This is a genomic window from Caballeronia sp. S22 (genome assembly GCF_964261745.1).
Taxonomy (GTDB): domain Bacteria; phylum Pseudomonadota; class Gammaproteobacteria; order Burkholderiales; family Burkholderiaceae; genus Caballeronia; species Caballeronia jiangsuensis.
Map to the genome: position 1 here is coordinate 1,112,580 of NZ_OZ180038.1, position 18,316 is coordinate 1,130,895.

Sequence of the window (18,316 nt, forward strand, 5' to 3'; positions counted from 1 at the left end):
TTGATCAGGGGCGACGACATCCGCTTTTATGTCGGCTCGCACGAGGCACGCGAGCCGCTGCAACACGCAAACATTACGCCGAGTTGAAATAAGAAAATATAGAATTTCTGAACTGACACTCAAGGAAACCTGATCGAACGATCCGGGTTGTCCCCAACGCACGATGAGCAACATTCGTTTTTTGCGCACCTTCATCGCCGTCGCGCGCTACGGCTCCTTCGCCGCCGCCGCCGAGAAAGTCGCGCTCACGCAAGCGGCGGTAAGCATGCAGATGCAATCGCTCGAAGACGACCTGAAGCGGCCGCTCTTCGATCGCGTGGGGCGCACCAACCGGCTGACGAGCATCGGCAAGCAGGTCCTGCCGCAGGCGGAGCGCATCGTCGCGCTGTACGACAGCATGCGTCTCACCGGCCTCGACGATGAAATCGCCGGATCGGTGGCCATCGGCGCGGTCGATTCGGCGATGGGCGCGCTCGCGTCCGTCGTCACCGAATTGAAAGGCCAGTATCCGCGGCTCGATGTGCGGCTTTTCACCGGCAAGGCGCTCGCGCTCGCGCCGCAAGTGGAAGCGGGCGAGATCGACGCCGCGGTGATTGTCGAGATGGCGGGTAAGACGCCGGCGAGTCTCAACTGGACGCCGCTCTATTCGGAGCCGCTCGTCGCGGTCGGTTCGCGCGCCATCGCCCCGGTCAGCGTGGCCGACATGCTCGCGAGCCGGCCATTCCTGCGTTTCGATCGCGCGCAGCGCACCGGCGCGCTGATCGATCGCGCGCTGAAGCACAACCGTCTCGCGGTGAACGAGTTTCTCGAACTGAATTCGCTCGAAGTGATCGTCGAACTCGTGCGGCAGGATGCGGGCGTTTCCGTCGTGCCGCTGCTCGAATACGGCTCGTGGGCGAGCGATCCGGCGTTGCGCGTGATGCCGCTCGCGAAGAACACGCCGCGCCGCGTCGTCGGCATGCTGGAGCGCAGGATTCACGACCGTCATGCGGTCATGAGCGTCGTGCAGGAACGCATCCGCATGCGTTCGCGGGGCGCGATACCGTCGAAGGAAAGCTAAAGCTTTCCTTAAGTCACGGACAAGAAATATCAGCTTTCGCTGTTATTTCCGGCCATCGACAATGCTTCGGTCACTCAATCACACACGAGGAAAGCATGTCGATCATTCCCGAGATCGCCCGGTCGCGCGACGAGATTCAGGCCATTCGCCGCGATATTCACGCGCATCCCGAACTCTGCTACGAAGAAGCGCGCACGGCCGAACTGGTCGCGCAAAAGCTCGAGAGCTGGGATATCGAAGTGACGCGCGGGCTCGGCAAGACGGGCGTCGTCGGCGTGTTGAAGAAAGGCACGAGCAAGCGCGCGATCGGACTGCGCGCCGACATGGATGCGCTGCCGATCCCCGAGCTGAACACCTTCGCGCATGCGTCGCGCCACGAGAACAAGATGCATGCGTGCGGCCACGACGGCCACACCGCGATGCTCCTCGGCGCCGCGCAATATCTCGCGAAGCATCGCGACTTCGACGGCACGGTCGTCTTCATTTTCCAGCCCGCGGAGGAAGGCGGCGGCGGCGCGAAAGCGATGATCGAAGACGGCCTTTTCGAGCGCTTTCCCGTCGATGCCGTGTTCGCGTTGCACAACTGGCCGGGCATGGCGGCGGGCGAATTCGGCGCGCGTGTCGGTGCGACGCAGGCATCGAGCAATGAGTTCGAGATTCGCATCGAAGGCGTGGGCGCGCATGCCGCGATTCCGCACGATGGCGTCGATCCCGTGTTCACCGCGCTGCAGATCGGCACGGGCTTGCAGAGCATCGTGACGCGCAACAAGCGGCCCATCGACGCCGCCGTGCTCTCGATCACGCGCATGCAGGCGGGCCACGCGATCAACGCCATCCCGACGACCGCGACGCTTGCCGGCACCGTGCGCACGTTTTCCGTCGATGTGCTCGATCTGATCGAGACGCGCATGAGGGAGATCGTCGCGGCGACGGCGTCGGCGTATCGATGCAAGGCGGAAGTCAGTTTCGTGCGCAACTATCCGCCGACGGTGAACACGGAAGCCGAGACGCAGTTCGCGCTCGGCGTGATGCAAAAGGTCGTCGGTGCGGACAAGGTGACTACGAACATCGATCCGACGATGGGCGCCGAGGACTTCTCGTACATGCTGCTGGAGCGGCCTGGCTGCTACGCGTATATCGGCAACGGACTGGGTGCGCATCGCGATCACGGTCATGGGATCGGGCCGTGCATGCTGCACAACAGCAGCTACGATTTCAACGATGACGTCCTCACGCTCGGCTCGACGTACTGGGTGCGTCTGGTCGAAGCATTTCTCTCGCGCGCCTGAGGAGGCGGACATGTTTTCATCGACATATCGCGAGGCGCGCCAGCGATTTCTCGATACGGCCGCTCATCGAAAACTCGCGGTCGATACGCGCGTGGTCGAAGGTGTCGACGGTCTCGAAGGCGAGACGCTCGCAACCGATGTCGTGCGTATCGGCCCGGCCGATGCGAAGCGTCTGCTCGTGCTCACGTCCGCGACGCATGGCGTCGAAGGCTTTTGCGGCTCGGGCGCGCAGATCGCGTTGATGCGCGACGAAGCTCTGCCCGCGCTGATGGAGAAGCTCGGCGTCGCGATGCTGCTCGTTCATGCGATCAATCCGTATGGCTTTTCGTATCTGAGCCGGACGACGGAAGGCAATGTCGATCTGAATCGCAACAGCGTGGATTTCAGCGGGCCATTGCCGCAGAACCCCGGCTACGCGGAACTGCATGACTTGCTGGTTCCCGCGACCTGGCCGCCTGACGAAGCGAACGTCGCGGCGATTCGCGCCTATATCGACACGCGCGGTCAATGGGCGTATCAGCAGGCGGTGACGACGGGCCAGTACACGCACGCGCAGGGCATGTTCTACGGCGGCGAAGAGACGGCGTGGAGCACGCGCACTATGCGCAATCTGCTCGCGGAATACGGCGAGACGTGCACGGCGATCGGCTGGATCGATTTTCATACGGGACTCGGCCCGAGCGGCTTCGGCGCGAAGATCTGCGTCGGCGATGTGGCGCGCGCGCGGCGTTGGTGGGGCGCGGACGTGACGAGCCCGGCGGATGGCACGTCGATCGCGGCGGATGTCGCCGGGCCTCTGCTCGATACCTTGCGACAGACGTGCGCCCATGCCGCGATTGCTTCGATCGCGATCGAGTACGGCACCGTGCCGCTCACCGACATGCTCGACATGCTGCGCGCGGATGTCTGGGTGCGCCATCACGCGGACGCACCCGATGCGCTGAAGGCCGACATTCGCCGCCAGATTCGCGCGGCGTTCTATATCGACGACGATATCTGGCGCGGGATGATCATCGGTCAGGCGCGGGCAGCGGTGTTGCAGGCGCTCTACGGCCTATCGCGCGAGGAAGGCGCTTAACGCAGTTCGAGCCACATCGGCTGATGATCCGATGACCGGCTCGACTGGTCCGCTTCGCAGCCCGCGATGCGCGGCTTCAGCTCTTCGGTGACGAAGATGAAGTCGCACGCGAACGGGCCGTCGGGCCATTGATCGTGATCGTACAGACCGACGGTCGCCGCGCGCGGCTCGTTTGGATGCGCGCAGGTCCATGCATCCACGAACGAGGGCGCATCGGTCATCGGCTCAAGCATCGCGCGATATGCCGAACTGTCGAAGGCACTGTTGAAGTCGCCGCAGACGATCGCGGAGATCGGCCGCGCAGTGTCGGCGAACGGGCTTGCCTGGCTTTCGGCTCGTGCGGGCTGACGCGCGTGCGCGCACGCTTCGGCGTGCAGTTCGCGCAGACGCGCGACTTGCGCGAGCCGCTGCTTCTCCGAATAAAACTCCAGATGCGTGCTGATGATCCGCAGCGGGCCGACGTCGGTATCGATGACGGCTTCGAGCGCGACGCGCAGCATCGACGGCTTGGCGGGATCGGCGGGCCACGGCAATGAATGACGCAGAACCTGACGCACCGGCAGGCGGCTGACGATCGCGTTGCCGAACTGACGGCGTGCGATGCCGGCGCCCACGGGCGGCAGGTCCGAGCCGATTGCATCGATGACGGTCGCACCGGGAATCAGCGCTTCGAGTTCCGCGAATTGATCCGCGCTCGGGTGGCCCGCAAGTCCACCCGCCTGTTCGCTTTCGTGAAAGCCGCGCGTCACTTCTTGCAGGCAGAGGATATCGAAGTCGTGCAGCGCCTTCGCCTCGGCGACGATGCGCGCGAGATCGACGCGGCCATCCACGCCGCGTCCCCATTGGATGTTCCAGTCGACGAGTCGCATGTCCAGCCTCGGCGAAAAAGCGTTGGAAGGTGATCGTCCTTTCCCGGCAGCAAGACGTGTGCTTGGTACGGTCCGCCCGCGCTTCCATGCGAAATTCTGAAACTAAGTATTTCTTACCGTTTTCAGCCGCTGCCGGCGATACAATCTACGCCCTGGAAACCTATGTCGTCTGTATCATGAAATCACGCATCTCCGCCGCGCTTGCCACGCTCCTTTTTTTCTCCGCCAGTATTGCCTGCCGTGCACAGCAATCTCAGTTGCCGCAGAACCCGACTCAGTCCGCTGCTCCTCGATCGCTCACGAGGGAGCAACAAACGGCGCTCGACCAGCAGGACCGTGACATCGCTCAAGTCGCGTCGGCTGTGGTCACGCTGATCGATCAGAACAAGGCGGGGGAAGTGTGGGACCAGGCCTCGCCCATCGCGAAACAGATCATTTCCCGCGATGACTTCATGAAGAAGGTCGCGCGCGACCGTTCGCCGCTCGGCGCACCGGGTCTGCGTATGCCCTTGGGCGAGAAGCACTATCGCTACGACGGCACCGGCAATCTGCCCGCGGGCGCATATATCAACGTTCTCTACGACACCCAGTTTAGTCGGCCCGATCAGTCGTCGCGCGAGATGGTGACGTTCTTTCTCGATTCGGACAAGGTCTGGCGTTTCGCCGGCTATTCGGTGCGCTGAACCGGCTTCACATGTTCGTGTAGGACGCGCACCATCCTCGTCCGGCCACGAGTTTGCCGCTGAATAGCGAGCAGCCACCCCAGGCGTCGCTCGACTTGCCCTCATACAGCGAGCAGTTCGCGCACGTCTTTCCTGCCGCGAAGTTGGAATATTTCGCCTTGTCCACCTGCGCGGCATCCTCCTTATAGCCGACGGCGACCGCCGCCGGATCGGATTCGCTCAAGTGCGGCGCATCGGCGCGGGCTCGCGTGAGCCACAGCGCCGTGCCCATGCCGATGCTGACAACCATGAAGCTGCGACGGGACGTGTTCATTGTCGTGGACCGTTTTTTTGTCTGCGGGGAATGTCGTCATGCGCTCTCGGGGCGCTAGTCGAACGATACCCCGACGCACGCCGCGCTGCCCGGATAGCGGTTGTTCGATGCCATACGTTTGCGGAATCGCACGCGCGATCGGTTTCTCCGAAGCCCGTTTTCGCATTCTCTTTCAACGTGATGCCAACGTCGTTCATTCCATCGCACTAAACCTTTGCGCGTGCGTGCCGTAAATCAGGCCAGAACGTAGTTGAAATTGCGTGAATCAACCCCGCGGCGCCCCGGCCGCGGCTCAATTCGAAGGAGAACCACCGTGAGTGACTTGGACTGGATGATGGCAGGCGTGTACATGGCGGCGCTCGTGAGCGGCACGCTCTTCATGAGCGTGCTCGCGCGCCGTAGCTTGAGCAGGGTGGAGGATCGCGGGCACTGAGAACATCCAGAACAGTCGGCTTACATTCCCCTGTGCTCGTCGACAATACCAATTTTTGGTATTCTTGATGCTCAAGCAACGGGGGAATGTCATGCCCAAGAACACGTCAGTCTCGCTCGGCGATCATTTCACGGACTTCGTCGAGAATCGGGTACGCGCTGGCCGCTACAGCACCGCGAGCGATGTGGTCCGCGCCGGCTTGCGCCTGCTCGAAGAACAGGAAACAAAGCTCAGTGCATTGCGCGCTGCGCTTGAAGCGGGGGAGCAGTCGGGCCCATCGAAGCCGCTCGATTTCGATGCGTTCATCGCACGTAAGCGCAAGTCCACCCGATGAAGCAGTGCGTATTCACGCCTGCGGCCATTCAGGATCTCGATGGCATCTGGGACTACACGTTTGACCAGTGGGGTCCCGCGCAGGCCGAGCGCTATCTGCGCATGATTCAGGACACGGTCGTCGGACTCGGCGCGGGCACGCAGCGCAGCCTGTCTGCACAAGACATTCGTGACGGCTATCGGAAGGCGCTCGTCGGCATGCATGTGCTCTTCTTCAGGGATGTCGCGGACACGATCCAGATCGTACGGATTCTCCATCAGCAGATGGATCTTTCAGCTCACCTCGGCGAATCCGAATAACTTCCTGTCGCCAAATAAAACGCGCGCCGTGAACCGACGAATCACATCGGCCGTCCGGCGCGCGCAAACATCACCTGCCGAATCAGTGGAACAGTTTGACTGCCTGCGTGAGCGTGTTCGTGACGCCCCATGCGAGCGGAATCAGCACATACGCCCAGAACAGCACCAGCAGCCCTTTATTGGACGGATGCGCTTCCTGTGTATCGATGCGGGTATTCATCGCGAATCTCCTCTTTGACTTTTAGCTTGCCGTCTGCGCCGACGTGTCCATGTGATGCTTCTCATGCACGCGCGTGACGAGCAGATTGCAGACGAAGCCGACGACGAGCAGCGCCGCCATGATGTGCAGCGTCATCGTGTACGCTTCTGCGCCGACGACGCCGTGCGCCACCTGATACGCGCGCACGTAGTTCACGAGCACCGGACCCGCGACGCCCGCCGCCGCCCACGCGGTCAGCAGCCGGCCGTGAATGCCGCCGACGAACGCCGTGCCGAACATGTCCGCCAGATAGGCCGGAATGGTCGCGAAGCCGCCACCGTACATCGACAGGATGATCCCGTACGCCAGCACGAACAGCGCGATATTGCCCGAGCCCGCGAAGTGCGGCACGAGGAAGTACAGCACCGCGCCCAGCGCGAAGAAGGCGAAGTAAGTGTTCTTGCGCCCGATCCAGTCCGATGCCGATGCCCACACGAAGCGCCCGCCCATGTTGAAGAGCGACAGCAATCCGACGAAGCCCGCCGCCGCGCCCGCCGTGATCGACGCCTTGAAACTCTCCTGAATCATCACCGAAGCCTGGCCGAGCACGCCGATACCCGCCGTCACGTTCAGGAACAGCACGAGCCACAGCAGATAGAACTGCGGCGTCTTCAGCGCCTGATCGATGTGCACGTGGTTTCTCGTGATCATCTTGCTGGCGGTCACGGGCGGCGTCCAGCCAGCCGGCTTCCAGTCCGCCGGCGGGATGCGGATCGCGAGGGCGCCGATCGTCATTGAGATGAAGTAGAGCACGCCGAGCACGACGAACGTTTCCGCGACGCCGGCGCTCGTCGCGCTCTTGAAGTGGTTCATCAGCGCGACGGAACCGGGCGCCGCGATCATCGCGCCGCCGCCGAAGCCCATGATCGCCATGCCCGTCGCCATGCCGCGGCGGTCCGGGAACCAGCGGATGAGCGTCGATACCGGCGACACATAGCCGAGCCCGAGCCCGATGCCGCCGATCACGCCATAACCGAGATACAGCAGCCAGATCTGATGCAGATAGACGCCGAGCGCCGAAACGAGAAAGCCGCCGCCGAAGCAGCAGGCCGCGGTGAACATCGTGCGGCGCGGGCCGACCTTCTCCAGCCACTTGCCGGCGAACGCGGCGGACAAGCCGAGAAACACGATCGCGAGCGAGAAGATCCAGCCGAGCGTCGTCAGCGACCAGTCATCCGGCGCGGACTTCGTGATGCCGATGATCTTCGTGAGCGGCGCATTGAACACCGAGAACGCATACGCCTGCCCGATGCACAAGTGAACAGCCAGCGCGGCGGGCGGCACCATCCAGCGTGAGAACCCGGGCCGGGCGATGGTCGCCTCCTTGGAGAAGAAGCTTGTCGGGCCGTGCACGGCCCCCTGATTGATTGTGCTGTTCATTGTGGTCTCCGTGGCGCGTCATGCACGCACGTGCGCGCTCATCGTTTGCTTGAGGTGCCGGCGTCCGGGGTGGCCGGACACGAGCAGCCCGCCGTGGTCGTGCGAACGTCGATGCGGTCTGCATCACGCGCTCGCAAGGCCATTTCGCGCCACCCAAACATGCGATCAAATGCCATATAGGTGCGGCGCTTTGCCACGGCTGGCATGACCATAGACAACTGCGTAAGGCTTTGCAATATGAACACCCGTGCCATAAGCGTTTGCCCGAGGCGAACCGGGCGCGTCCGGGCTGCCGGGATCTTGTGTCGCATCGCTACAGCGACGGGGCAGGTGTTCTGAATGTGAACAGCTCACATCGGCCTCGTAGAAACCCTGACGATGCGTCCCGAAACCGCGTGACGATGCGGCTTGCGCGCCGGTCGCATCGTCGCGCAAGGCATGGCATGGAACTCGCAATCAAGAGCGACCGGCGCCGGACATCGGCAGTACCGGCCCGTTCACGTCGACATGCGAGGAGCACATAGAAATGAATCACGCAGAGATGCAGTTCCTGAGCACCGAATACCCCTACAAGAAGCAGTACGGCAACTACATCGGCGGCAAGTGGGTGCCGCCGGCGGGCGGTGAGTATTTCGACAACATCTCGCCGATCACGGGCGAGCCATTCACGTCGATTCCGCGTTCGCGCGAAGCCGATATCGAAGCCGCGCTCGACGCGGCGCACGCGGCGAAGGTGTCGTGGGGCAGGACTTCCGTCACCGATCGCGCGAACGTGCTGCTCAAGCTCGCCGATCGCATGGAGCAGAACCTGCCGCGTCTTGCGCTGGCCGAGTCCATCGACAACGGCAAGCCGCTACGCGAGACGATGGCCGCCGACATTCCGCTCGCGATCGATCACTTCCGCTATTTCGCGAGCGCCGCGCGTTCGCAGGAAGGCGGCATCTCCGAGATCGATCACGATACGGTCGCGTATCACTTCCATGAGCCGCTCGGCGTCGTCGGGCAGATCATTCCGTGGAACTTCCCGATCCTGATGGCCGTGTGGAAGCTTGCGCCCGCGCTCGCCGCAGGCAACTGCGTCGTGCTGAAGCCGGCCGAGCAGACGCCGGCGTCGATCCTCGTGCTGCTCGAAGTGATCGGCGATCTGCTGCCGCCGGGCGTGCTCAACGTCGTGAACGGCTTCGGTCTGGAGGCGGGCAAGCCGCTCGCGTCGAACAAGCGCATCGCGAAGATCGCGTTCACCGGCGAGACCACGACGGGCCGCCTCATCATGCAGTACGCGAGCCAGAACCTGATTCCCGTGACGCTGGAATTGGGCGGCAAGAGCCCGAACATCTTCTTCGAGGATGTGCTCAACGCCGACGACAGCTTCTTCGACAAGGCGCTCGAAGGCTTCACGATGTTCGCGCTGAATCAGGGCGAAGTGTGCACGTGCCCGTCGCGCGCGCTGGTGCAGGAATCGATCTACGAGCGCTTCATGGAACGCGCGTTGAAGCGCGTCGCCGCAATCGCGCAGGGCCATCCGCTCGATACGAAGACGATGATCGGCGCGCAGGCATCGCAGGAGCAACTGGAGAAGATCCTGTCGTATATCGATCTCGGCAAGCAGGAGGGCGCGGAATGCCTCTCCGGCGGCGAGCGCGCCACGTTTGACGGCGAGCTGAAGAACGGCTACTACATCAAGCCGACGGTCTTCAAAGGCCACAACAAGATGCGCATCTTCCAGGAGGAAATCTTCGGGCCGGTGCTGTCGGTGACGACCTTCAAGACCGAGGAAGAGGCGCTCGAAATCGCGAACGATACGCTCTACGGTCTCGGCGCGGGCGTGTGGACGCGCGATGGCACGCGGGCTTATCGCTTCGGCCGCGCGATTCAGGCGGGACGCGTGTGGACCAACTGCTATCACGCGTATCCGGCGCACGCGGCGTTCGGCGGCTACAAGCAGTCGGGCATCGGACGTGAGAATCACAAGATGATGCTCGATCACTATCAGCAGACGAAGAACATGCTCGTCAGCTATAGCGACAAGCCGCTCGGCTTCTTCTAAAGTCTGCGGGGCCGCCGTCGTTTCCGGCGGCGGCCAACTCGAACAACGGGGACATCATGAGCGAACAGGAAGTGCAGCGCGTGACCGCGACGCCCGCCGCGATCGACTTGATCGAAAAGCTCAAGACCGAGCACGGCGAGGTGCTGTTCCATCAATCCGGCGGATGCTGCGACGGCAGTGCGCCGATGTGCTTTCCGGTCCGCGAATTCATGGTCGGCGGCTCGGACGTGAAGCTGGGCGCGATCGGCGGCGTGCCGTTCTACATGACCGAATCGCAGTACGAGTACTGGCAGCACACGCAGCTCATCATCGATGCCGTGCCGGGCAATGGCGGCATGTTTTCGCTGGAGCGTCCGTCGGGTCTGCGCTTTCTCACGCGCTCCCGTTTATACAGCGACGAAGAGAACGCGTGGCTCGACAAGCATCCGGTCGAGCACGTGACTTAGAACGTTCAATCCCGACGCGGCGGACGCTTTTCGATGAACGCCTGCGTTCCTTCGAGCGCGGCGTCCTGCATCATGTTGCAGGCCATCGTTTCCGATGCGAGTGCATATGCAGCTTCGATGCCGCTTTCGAGTTGCCGATAGAACAAACCCTTGCCCGCCGCGACCGCTTCGCGCGGTTTGGCGGCGATGGTCGCGGCAAGCGTGTGCACGGCATCGTCGAGTTCGGCTGGCGACGCGACGCGATTCACGAGGCCGCGTTCGCGCGCGGTCGCCGCATCGATGAACTCGCCGGTGACGAGCATCTCGAACGCGGCCTTGCGCGATACGTTGCGCGACAGCGCCACGCCCGGCGTCGCGCAAAAGAGCCCGAGATTCACGCCCGATACGGCGAAACGCGCTTCGCTCGATGCCACCGCGAGATCGCACATCGCGACCAGTTGACAGCCCGCCGCGGTCGCGACGCCATGCACACGCGCGATCACCGGCTGCGGCATGCGCTGAATCGTCAGCATCATGCGCGAGCAGCGCGCGAACAGCTCGCGATAGTAATCGAGGGCGGGTTCGGCGCGCATCTCTTTGAGATCGTGGCCCGCGCAGAACGCGCGCCCCGCGCCCGCGAGCACGACGACACGCGCATCCGATTGGGCGATGTCTTTCAGCGCGTGTTCGAGCGCTTCGAGCATCGCTTCGGATAGGGCGTTGAACGCATCGGGCCGATTCAGCGTGAGCTTGACGACGCCCCGGGTTTCATACGCATCGCGTTCGATCAGAACGAGTTCGCTCATGCTCATGCTCTCCTTCAGACATCGATCGCGGTCACCGAACCCGCGCGCTTGCGCAATTCGAATTTCTGAATCTTGCCGGTGGATGTCTTCGGCAACTCGCAGAACTCGATTGCGCGCGGCACCTTGAAGCCCGCCAGATGCTTCTTGCAATGCGCGATCAAATCCTCCGCGCTGACTTGCGCGCCGGACTTCAGTTCGACGAACGCGCATGGCGTTTCGCCCCAGCGCGCATCCGGTTTCGCGACGACGGCAACCGCGAGCACGGCCGGATGCCGGTACAGCACATCCTCCACTTCGATGCTCGATATGTTCTCGCCGCCCGAGATGATGATGTCCTTGCTGCGATCCTTGATGCGCACGTAGCCATCGGGATAGGCGACCGCGAGATCGCCCGTATGGAACCAGCCGCCGCGAAACGCTTCTTCCGTCGCAGCAGGGTTCTTGAGATAGCCTTTCATCGCGATGTTGCCGCGAAACATGATCTCGCCGATGGTCTCGCCGTCCGAAGGCACGAGTTCCATCGAAAGCGGATCGCGCACGGTCACGGCATCCTGCAGGTGATAGCGCACGCCTTGCCGCGCGTTGAGCCGCGCGCGTTCGCCGATATCGAGCGCGCTCCATTCGGCCTGCTGCGGACAGACCGTGGCCGGACCATAGACTTCAGTGAGACCGTAGACGTGGGTCAGCTCGAAGCCCATGCGCTCCATGCCTTCGATCATCGCGGCGGGGGGCGCGGCGCCCGCGACCATCGCGTGAACTTTCTGTTCGATGCCAGCCTTCATCTCGTCGGGTGCGTTGACGAGCAGGTTCTGCACGATCGGCGCACCGCAGTAATGCGTGACCCCTTCGCTGCGGATCAGATCGAGGATGGACTTCGCATCGACGCGGCGCAGGCACACGTTCACGCCCGCGCGGGCCGCGACGGTCCACGGAAAGCACCAGCCGTTGCAATGGAACATCGGCAGCGTCCACAAATACACGGCGTGCTTCGGCATGTCCCATTCGAGGATATTGCTGACCGCGTTCGTGTACGCGCCGCGATGGTGATAGACGACGCCCTTCGGATTGCCCGTCGTCCCCGACGTGTAGTTCAGACAGATGGCGTTCCATTCGTCCGATGGCGGCGACCATTCGTATGCGGGATCGCCGCTCGCGAGCAACGTCTCGTAGTCGATTTCGCCGATGCGTTCGCCCGCGCCCGTGTACTGCGGATCGTCGACATCGATGACGAGCACGTCCTGCGGCACGTCCTTGAGCGCTTTACGCATCACGTCGGAGAACTCGCGATCGACGAGCACCGCTTTCGCTTCGCCATGCGTGAGCATGAAGGCGAGCGTGGTGGCGTCGAGGCGCGTGTTGAGCGTATTGAGCACGGCGCCCGTCATCGGCACGCCGAAGTGCGCTTCGACCATTTCCGGTGTGTTGGGCAGCATTGCGGCGACGGTATCGGAGAGACCGATGCCTCGTGCCGCGAGCGCCGACGCGAGCCGCCGCGTGCGCGCGTAGGTCTCGGCCCAGTTGCGCCGCACCTCGCCGTGCACGACCGCGGGGCGCGTCGGATACACGGACGCCGCGCGCTCGATGAACATGAGCGGCGTCAGCGCCGCGAAGTTGGCGGCCGTTTTGGGAAGGCCATCGTCGTACATGCCGGGTGTCATCGTCGTCTCCTGTGCGCGCATTTCGATGCGTTTTCTTCGATTATGCCCGCAAGCCTTACACACGACTGACGCCGGCGCACCATGCGAACGTCAGACGAGATCGTCGAGCTTCACCTCGAAGCCGCGTCTGACGGCCGGGCGCGCGAAGAGCGCTTCATACCAGCGCTTGACGTTGGGGTAATCATCGAGCGAAACCTGATGACGTTCGTGCCGCCACGCCCAGCCGAGAATCGCGAAATCGGCAACCGACAAATCGCCCGCCACGTATTCCACCTGCGCGAGCCGTTTGTCGAGCACGCCGTACAGACGGCGGGTTTCATCGGAATAGCGCTTCAGTGCATAGCGCCGGTCGCATTCCGCCTCGACCATGCGGAAATGATGCACCTGTCCGGGCATCGGGCCGAAGCCGCCCATCTGCCACATCAGCCATTCGAGCACGGGCACGCGTTCGCGCAAATTTGCGGGCAGGAACTTGCCGGTCTTCTCGCCGAGATAGAGCAGGATCGCGCCGGATTCGAAGATGCTGATCGGCTGGCCGTCGGGGCCGTCCGGATCGACGATCGCCGGAATGCGATTGTTCGGGCTGATGCGCAGAAAGCCAGGAGCATGCTGCTCGCCCTTCGTGATGTTCACCGTTTTCACGCTGTAGGGCAGTTGCATTTCCTCCAGCGCGACGCTGATCTTACGTCCGTTGGGCGTGTTCCAGGTATGCAGTTCGATGGTCATGGCGATGCGCGCCGGTCAGGTCAATGCGGGCGACACATGATGCTGAAAGCCTGTGCGCTGCGTGATGCCCACGTACCAGCGTTCCAGCTCGGGCAGCGCGGGCCGCACGAGTTCGGCGATGCCGAACCAGCGGCGCGCATAAGCGCCGATGACGATATCGGCGAGCGTGAACGTGTTGCCTTCGAGATAGTTGCGGCCTTTCAGATGCGTATCGATGACGCGCCAGAGCTTTTCGACTTCGCTTGCGGCGGCGGCGAGTTGCTTGACGTCGCGATCCGACGCGCTCGTGCGGATATAGCCCCAGAAGAGCGGGCGCTCCGTCGGTTGCAGCGTGGAGAGCGCCCAGTCGAGCCAGCGATCCGCGCTTGCGCGAATCTTCGACTCGGCGGGGTAGAGCGTGGTGGCCGCGCCGTATTGCATCGCGAGATAACGGATGATCGAATTCGATTCCCACAGCACGAAATCGCCGTCGACGAGGGTGGGCACGCGGCCCATCGGGTTCATCTCGAGATAGCCGGGCTCGTTGTTGCGACCGAATTGCAGGCCCGCGTCGATGCGTTCGTACGCGAGTTTCAGTTCATCGCAGCACCACAGCACTTTCTGCACGTTGACCGAGTTGGCTCTGCCCCAGATCGTCAGCATTCGATGTCATCCTCCGGTAGTGCGCCGTGTTCGGCGCGTCGAAGGGTCAATCTTAGAGTGAGTTGGGGAGTTTGGCTGGATTTTGCTTATCGGTTGGGTTCGGGTTTTTGGGTTTTCGCCGGATCCCGTATTCGTGTTGGTTTATTAGCACTGCCCCTCCCCGGGGCGGGGGTCACTTTCTTTGCTGCTGCAAAGAAAGTAACCAAAGAAACAGCTATCCCCAGCCTAAGCACTTCACACCGGCCGCGGCACAGGCGATTGGCTGAATGGCCCGGCAGTAGCGAGTGCCCTCGAAGGTCTCGCGGGGCTTGGACCGCGCACGGTCTGCCGCACCAAATGTTTTGCCTCACTGGTTCAGCACCAAATAGCTCCGGCCCGCTACGCGGCCGATGGGTTAATCGGGTTTGCGCGCGCTCCTTCTTCGAAGGTGTCCCTCGCATACCCAACGGCAGCGCGTAGCGCTGTGCCGAAGCTCTTTCGTGCTGAACCAGCGCGCTGAAACCTCTCGGGCGGCAGACCGTGCGCGAGCCAAGCCCGGATGGGCCTTCGAGGGCGACACTTAGGCGAGTGCCACCGTCGGCTGGCAAGCATGGCCAACGTGCGTGTGACCGCGGGCGATGAGAAGCTGCTTTCTTTGGTCACTTTCTTTGCAGCAGCAAAGAAAGTGACCCCCGCCCCGGGGAGGGGCAGTGCTAATAGACCACCACGCTAACGGGATCCGGCGAAACCCCATCGACCTCTCCCGCGCCCTGCCTCAATCGACGTGCGCAGCGAACCCCGTCTTCCCCGCAGCCAGCTCCTCACGCAACGTGAGAAGAGGAATCGCATAATCCCCATGATTCTGCTTGCGAAACGCGATAGGCGCGTCATCCCAGAGTCGATCGAGCCGCTGCCCGAGCGCATCGTAAGTCGCACGAAGACGCGCATCGTCCATCATGCTCGTGTGATAGAGAACGAACGGCGGCAGCACATCGAACCCGGGATAGAACAGCATCCCATGCTGGATCGGAAACAGAATATCGTCGATCGGTCCGTTGATGCCGCGCGGGCTGTAATGCGATTCCCACCCGCCGGTCGTGACGACGATCATCGCGCGCTTGCCCGCCATCAGACCCTCGCCGTAGCGATCGCCCCAGTGCGTATCCGAATGCTCGCCCACGCCGTAGCCGAAACCATACGCATACACGCGCTCGACCCATCCCTTCATGATCGCGGGCATCGAAAACCACCACATCGGGAATTGCAGGATCAGGGCGTCGGCCCAGCGCAGCTTGTCCTGCTCGATTTCGATATCGCGGCTTTGCAGACCGTTCTCGAATGCGTGCTTCGAGTCAAGGGCCGCATGAAACGGCGCATCGCCGTTGCGTTCGCGCACGTCGTTCGCGTCGAGCGAAGCCTTCCAGTTCATCGCGTACAGGTCGGAGACTTGCACCTCGTGACCGCTGGCGCGCAGGCGCTCGACGGTGAAATCATTGATGGCGCCGTTCAGCGAGCGGCGTTCCGGATGGGCATACACGATCAACACTTTCATCAGGCAATCTCCAAATCGGTTCAGGAATGATGGCCAGCTTAGAGACTGCACGGGTATAGTGGAAATGAATATCTGAAATTGCAGGCATTGCCATGATTAATATCTTGAGAAGGCTCGATCTCAATCTGCTCGTCACGCTCGATGTCCTGCTCGCCGAGCAGAACGTCACGCGCGCGGCCGAGCGTCTTCATTTCTCACAGCCGTCCGTGAGCGTGCATCTCGCCAAGCTGCGCGATATCTTCGGCGATCCCTTGCTGTTGCCCGGACCGCGCGGCATGCGGCCGACGGCGCGCGCCGAAAGTCTGCGCGAGCCATTGCGCGAGGCGCTCGCGTCGCTCGAACGCGCGGTGTCGCCGGAAGCCGCGTTCGATCCCGCGACCGCCGACAACACATGGCGCATCGCCGCCACCGACTACACCGAATCGACCGTGCTGCTGCCCGCGTTGAGCGGCTTGCGCGCGGGCGCGCCGCATACGCGGATCGCAGTGCTGGAAATCATGCCGCAGCGGCTCGCGAAGCAGGCGGAGAACGGGGAGATCGATCTCGCGTTTCACATCACATCGCCTGAAACGGCCGGCTTTCATCAGCAGGTGCTGTACACGGAAAGCTATGTGCTCGTGGGACGCAAGGATCATCCGAAGTTGAAACGGCGGCCTACGCTCGCGCAGTTCTGCGCGCTGGAACACGTGATCGTGTCGCCCGATGGCGGAGGATTCGCCGGACCCACGGACGCCGCGCTCGCGACGCTCGGCATGCAACGGCACGTGGCGCTTTCGGTGCCGCACTTCCTGTTCGTGCGTTCCGTGCTCGCGACGACCGATCTCGTTTCGATGCAGCCGCTCAGGCTCGCGAAACACTGGCCCGAGTTGCGCAGTGTCGCGCCGCCCGTCGATGTACCCGGCTACGAGATGTCGATGTACTGGCACGAACGCGTGCATCGCGATCCGGCGCATCGATGGTTGCGCGACTTCATCGCGCAAGCTGTCTGAAAGCATCGCGCATCATTGATGACGTTTCCGCATGACCGTCTTTATCGTTAGTACCGATTCAGCGCATGAAACGCGAGTGCTACTGTTTGTCGGCAAATCCTTAATTGCTGCATGTGTCATGTGTCTGGTTGGCGTCGCTCCACGATCGTTTCGCGATTACAAAGAGGAGACTGATGATGTCAAAGGGCAAGTCGCGGCGGGGAATGAGTACCGTCATTGCAACGGGTACGGTGATGGCGGGGCTGGGCCTCTCGGCCACGGCGCACGCGGCGGGAGAGCCGATCAAGATCGGCGTCATCAGTGAAGAGTCCGCCGTGGCCGGTGCGTCGATCAGCAAGGCCGCGCAACTCGCCGCGGAGGAGATCAACGCCAAGGGCGGCGTCGATGGCCGGCAGATCCAGATCATCGCTTATGACGACCACTCGTCCGCATCGGACGGCGTGCGTGCGTTTCAGCGCGCCGCGAGCCAGGACAAGGTGGTCGCGATCATCGGCAGCTATATCAGCGAAGTGGCGCTCGCGATGGAGCCCTGGTCCGCGCGCCTGAAGATGCCGTTCATCACGCCGGGCGCGGCGAGCAACGAAATCTCGAAGCGCGTCCACGACGATTACGCCAACTACAAGTACACCTTCCACGGCTGGATGACGTCCGCGTTCATCGCGCAGTCGATCTGCGATTTCTCGCACGACGTGCTCGTCGGCGAGTTCAAGATGAAGACGACCGTCGTGATGAGCGAAGACGCCGCGTGGACCAAGCCGCTCGACGAACGCTACCTCGAATGCCTGCCGAAAGCGGGCCTGAAAGTGCTGGATCACGTCCGCTTCAATCCGGACACGTCGGACTTCACGCCGATCTTCAACCAGATCGAAGCGAAGCATCCGGACACGATCACGACGGGCATCAGCCATGTCGGCGTGCAGCCGACCGTGCAATGGCACGATCAGCAAGTGCCGATTCCGATGTCGGGCCAAAGCTCGCAGGCCACGACGACGAGCTTCTGGAAAGACACCAACGGCGCCACCGAAGGCGTCATCACGGCATCGGCGGCGGCGCCCGGCGTCGCGATGACGCCGAAGACCGTGCCTTTCGTCGAGTCGTACCAGAAACACTTTGCCGGCGTATCGCCCGCATACGACGGCTTCACGAGCTATGACCTCGTGTACATCATTGCCGACGCGATTCATCGCAACCAGGGCTCGACCGATCCCGACAAGATGGTCGATGCGCTGGAGAAGACCGACTATGTCGGCACGATCGGACGCTGGCAGTTCTACGGCAAGAACGATCAGTTCACGCATGCGTTGAAGTACGGTGAAGGCTATATCACCGGCATCAACCTGCAATGGCAGAACGGCAAGCAGGTTGCGATCTGGCCGAAGTCGGTGGCGAACGGGAAGGTCAAGTTTCCGGCCTTCGTGAAGGTGCAGGCGGCCGCGAACTGAACGCCTTGGCGTCGCGCAAGGCGCGTGCGCCTTGCGCATGTTGCGGGGACCGG

The 18,316-nt window shown here is 62.7% G+C and carries 19 protein-coding genes; 10 read left to right on the forward strand and 9 right to left on the reverse strand.

All coding sequences use genetic code 11. The features are described from left to right. The first annotated feature begins 163 nt into the window (after window positions 1-163). From ACEN42_RS31705 to ACEN42_RS31715, 3 genes are all read left to right on the forward strand, one after another. Window positions 164-1,060: a LysR substrate-binding domain-containing protein gene (locus tag ACEN42_RS31705; protein ID WP_238290552.1), complete on the forward strand. Its 897-nt coding sequence runs from the start codon at window positions 164-166 to the stop codon at window positions 1,058-1,060. 95 nt (window positions 1,061-1,155) lie between these two features. After that, on the forward strand, window positions 1,156-2,349 hold the full coding sequence (locus ACEN42_RS31710) for a M20 aminoacylase family protein (RefSeq protein WP_371883570.1): 1,194 nt from the start codon (window positions 1,156-1,158) through the stop codon (window positions 2,347-2,349). Window positions 2,350-2,359: 10 nt separating this feature from the next. Continuing rightward, a complete protein-coding gene (locus ACEN42_RS31715; RefSeq protein WP_371883571.1) occupies window positions 2,360-3,427 on the forward strand; it encodes a M14 family metallopeptidase in 1,068 nt (355 codons plus the stop codon). On the opposite strand, the gene ACEN42_RS31720 is transcribed toward ACEN42_RS31715, so the two are convergent. Further along, complete coding sequence (locus ACEN42_RS31720) at window positions 3,424-4,296, reverse strand: endonuclease/exonuclease/phosphatase family protein (RefSeq protein WP_371883572.1); 873 nt, start codon at window positions 4,294-4,296, stop codon at window positions 3,424-3,426. The two genes, ACEN42_RS31715 and ACEN42_RS31720, sit on opposite strands and share 4 nt — an antisense overlap. Window positions 4,297-4,382: 86 nt before the next feature. Between ACEN42_RS31720 and ACEN42_RS31725 the strand changes: the two genes are divergently transcribed. Then, a complete protein-coding gene (locus ACEN42_RS31725) occupies window positions 4,383-4,979 on the forward strand; it encodes a DUF4019 domain-containing protein (protein ID WP_371883573.1) in 597 nt (198 codons plus the stop codon). Window positions 4,980-4,986: 7 nt separating this feature from the next. Here ACEN42_RS31725 and ACEN42_RS31730 read toward each other — a convergent pair whose 3' ends face one another. Further along, window positions 4,987-5,292, reverse strand: a complete 306-nt coding sequence (locus tag ACEN42_RS31730) for a high-potential iron-sulfur protein (RefSeq protein WP_371883574.1) — start codon at window positions 5,290-5,292, stop codon at window positions 4,987-4,989. Between the two features lie 524 nt (window positions 5,293-5,816). On the opposite strand from ACEN42_RS31730, the gene ACEN42_RS31735 reads away from it, so the two are divergent. Beyond that, on the forward strand, window positions 5,817-6,059 hold the full coding sequence (locus tag ACEN42_RS31735) for a type II toxin-antitoxin system ParD family antitoxin (RefSeq protein WP_371883575.1): 243 nt from the start codon (window positions 5,817-5,819) through the stop codon (window positions 6,057-6,059). Beyond that, on the forward strand, window positions 6,056-6,358 hold the full coding sequence (locus ACEN42_RS31740; protein WP_371883576.1) for a type II toxin-antitoxin system RelE/ParE family toxin: 303 nt from the start codon (window positions 6,056-6,058) through the stop codon (window positions 6,356-6,358). Before ACEN42_RS31735 ends, ACEN42_RS31740 begins: the two co-directional genes overlap by 4 nt. 82 nt (window positions 6,359-6,440) lie before the next feature. On the opposite strand, the gene ACEN42_RS31745 is transcribed toward ACEN42_RS31740, so the two are convergent. Then, window positions 6,441-6,578, reverse strand: coding sequence for a hypothetical protein (locus ACEN42_RS31745; RefSeq protein ID WP_035508698.1), 138 nt, complete (start codon window positions 6,576-6,578; stop codon window positions 6,441-6,443). Window positions 6,579-6,599: 21 nt separating this feature from the next. Continuing rightward, the gene (locus ACEN42_RS31750; RefSeq protein WP_187604393.1) at window positions 6,600-7,997 is read right to left on the reverse strand and encodes an OFA family MFS transporter; all 1,398 of its coding nucleotides are present in this window, start codon (window positions 7,995-7,997) and stop codon (window positions 6,600-6,602) included. Between the two features lie 526 nt (window positions 7,998-8,523). Between ACEN42_RS31750 and adh the strand changes: the two genes are divergently transcribed. Continuing rightward, window positions 8,524-10,044: an aldehyde dehydrogenase gene (gene adh, locus ACEN42_RS31755; protein WP_035508704.1), complete on the forward strand. Its 1,521-nt coding sequence runs from the start codon at window positions 8,524-8,526 to the stop codon at window positions 10,042-10,044. A gap of 56 nt (window positions 10,045-10,100) precedes the next feature. After that, complete coding sequence (locus ACEN42_RS31760; protein WP_371883577.1) at window positions 10,101-10,490, forward strand: DUF779 domain-containing protein; 390 nt, start codon at window positions 10,101-10,103, stop codon at window positions 10,488-10,490. A 5-nt stretch (window positions 10,491-10,495) separates the two neighbouring features. On the opposite strand, the gene ACEN42_RS31765 is transcribed toward ACEN42_RS31760, so the two are convergent. From ACEN42_RS31765 to ACEN42_RS31785, 5 genes are all read right to left on the reverse strand, one after another. After that, window positions 10,496-11,275 (reverse strand): enoyl-CoA hydratase, encoded by a 780-nt coding sequence (locus ACEN42_RS31765; protein ID WP_371883578.1) that lies wholly within the window; start codon window positions 11,273-11,275, stop codon window positions 10,496-10,498. Window positions 11,276-11,289: 14 nt separating this feature from the next. Beyond that, complete coding sequence (locus tag ACEN42_RS31770; protein WP_371883579.1) at window positions 11,290-12,933, reverse strand: acyl-CoA synthetase; 1,644 nt, start codon at window positions 12,931-12,933, stop codon at window positions 11,290-11,292. 90 nt (window positions 12,934-13,023) lie between these two features. Then, window positions 13,024-13,659, reverse strand: a complete 636-nt coding sequence (locus ACEN42_RS31775; protein WP_371883580.1) for a glutathione S-transferase family protein — start codon at window positions 13,657-13,659, stop codon at window positions 13,024-13,026. A 15-nt stretch (window positions 13,660-13,674) separates the two neighbouring features. Further along, window positions 13,675-14,301: a glutathione S-transferase family protein gene (locus tag ACEN42_RS31780; RefSeq protein WP_371883581.1), complete on the reverse strand. Its 627-nt coding sequence runs from the start codon at window positions 14,299-14,301 to the stop codon at window positions 13,675-13,677. Window positions 14,302-15,055: 754 nt separating this feature from the next. Beyond that, the gene (locus tag ACEN42_RS31785; protein WP_371883582.1) at window positions 15,056-15,832 is read right to left on the reverse strand and encodes an NAD(P)H-dependent oxidoreductase; all 777 of its coding nucleotides are present in this window, start codon (window positions 15,830-15,832) and stop codon (window positions 15,056-15,058) included. A 92-nt stretch (window positions 15,833-15,924) separates the two neighbouring features. On the opposite strand from ACEN42_RS31785, the gene ACEN42_RS31790 reads away from it, so the two are divergent. Further along, the gene (locus ACEN42_RS31790) at window positions 15,925-16,821 is read left to right on the forward strand and encodes a LysR family transcriptional regulator (protein ID WP_371883583.1); all 897 of its coding nucleotides are present in this window, start codon (window positions 15,925-15,927) and stop codon (window positions 16,819-16,821) included. A 176-nt stretch (window positions 16,822-16,997) separates the two neighbouring features. Then, window positions 16,998-18,263: an ABC transporter substrate-binding protein gene (locus ACEN42_RS31795; RefSeq protein ID WP_371883958.1), complete on the forward strand. Its 1,266-nt coding sequence runs from the start codon at window positions 16,998-17,000 to the stop codon at window positions 18,261-18,263. The last annotated feature ends 53 nt before the right edge of the window (window positions 18,264-18,316 follow it).

Excerpts from the sequence above, each read along its gene's own strand:
- ACEN42_RS31725 (WP_371883573.1), top strand. The coding sequence starts at position 4,383 with ATGCGAAATTCTGAAACTAAGTATTTCTTACCGTTTTCAGCCGCTGCC.
- ACEN42_RS31785 (WP_371883582.1), bottom strand. The coding sequence starts at position 15,832 with ATGAAAGTGTTGATCGTGTATGCCCATCCGGAACGCCGCTCGCTGAAC.
- ACEN42_RS31745 (WP_035508698.1), bottom strand. The coding sequence starts at position 6,578 with ATGAATACCCGCATCGATACACAGGAAGCGCATCCGTCCAATAAAGGG.
- adh (WP_035508704.1), top strand. The coding sequence starts at position 8,524 with ATGAATCACGCAGAGATGCAGTTCCTGAGCACCGAATACCCCTACAAG.
- ACEN42_RS31715 (WP_371883571.1), top strand. The coding sequence starts at position 2,360 with ATGTTTTCATCGACATATCGCGAGGCGCGCCAGCGATTTCTCGATACG.
- ACEN42_RS31710 (WP_371883570.1), top strand. The coding sequence starts at position 1,156 with ATGTCGATCATTCCCGAGATCGCCCGGTCGCGCGACGAGATTCAGGCC.
- ACEN42_RS31775 (WP_371883580.1), bottom strand. The coding sequence starts at position 13,659 with ATGACCATCGAACTGCATACCTGGAACACGCCCAACGGACGTAAGATC.
- ACEN42_RS31760 (WP_371883577.1), top strand. The coding sequence starts at position 10,101 with ATGAGCGAACAGGAAGTGCAGCGCGTGACCGCGACGCCCGCCGCGATC.
- ACEN42_RS31790 (WP_371883583.1), top strand. The coding sequence starts at position 15,925 with ATGATTAATATCTTGAGAAGGCTCGATCTCAATCTGCTCGTCACGCTC.
- ACEN42_RS31740 (WP_371883576.1), top strand. The coding sequence starts at position 6,056 with ATGAAGCAGTGCGTATTCACGCCTGCGGCCATTCAGGATCTCGATGGC.
- ACEN42_RS31730 (WP_371883574.1), bottom strand. The coding sequence starts at position 5,292 with ATGAACACGTCCCGTCGCAGCTTCATGGTTGTCAGCATCGGCATGGGC.
- ACEN42_RS31750 (WP_187604393.1), bottom strand. The coding sequence starts at position 7,997 with ATGAACAGCACAATCAATCAGGGGGCCGTGCACGGCCCGACAAGCTTC.
- ACEN42_RS31770 (WP_371883579.1), bottom strand. The coding sequence starts at position 12,933 with ATGACACCCGGCATGTACGACGATGGCCTTCCCAAAACGGCCGCCAAC.
- ACEN42_RS31795 (WP_371883958.1), top strand. The coding sequence starts at position 16,998 with ATGTCAAAGGGCAAGTCGCGGCGGGGAATGAGTACCGTCATTGCAACG.
- ACEN42_RS31765 (WP_371883578.1), bottom strand. The coding sequence starts at position 11,275 with ATGAGCGAACTCGTTCTGATCGAACGCGATGCGTATGAAACCCGGGGC.
- ACEN42_RS31705 (WP_238290552.1), top strand. The coding sequence starts at position 164 with ATGAGCAACATTCGTTTTTTGCGCACCTTCATCGCCGTCGCGCGCTAC.
- ACEN42_RS31720 (WP_371883572.1), bottom strand. The coding sequence starts at position 4,296 with ATGCGACTCGTCGACTGGAACATCCAATGGGGACGCGGCGTGGATGGC.
- ACEN42_RS31780 (WP_371883581.1), bottom strand. The coding sequence starts at position 14,301 with ATGCTGACGATCTGGGGCAGAGCCAACTCGGTCAACGTGCAGAAAGTG.
- ACEN42_RS31735 (WP_371883575.1), top strand. The coding sequence starts at position 5,817 with ATGCCCAAGAACACGTCAGTCTCGCTCGGCGATCATTTCACGGACTTC.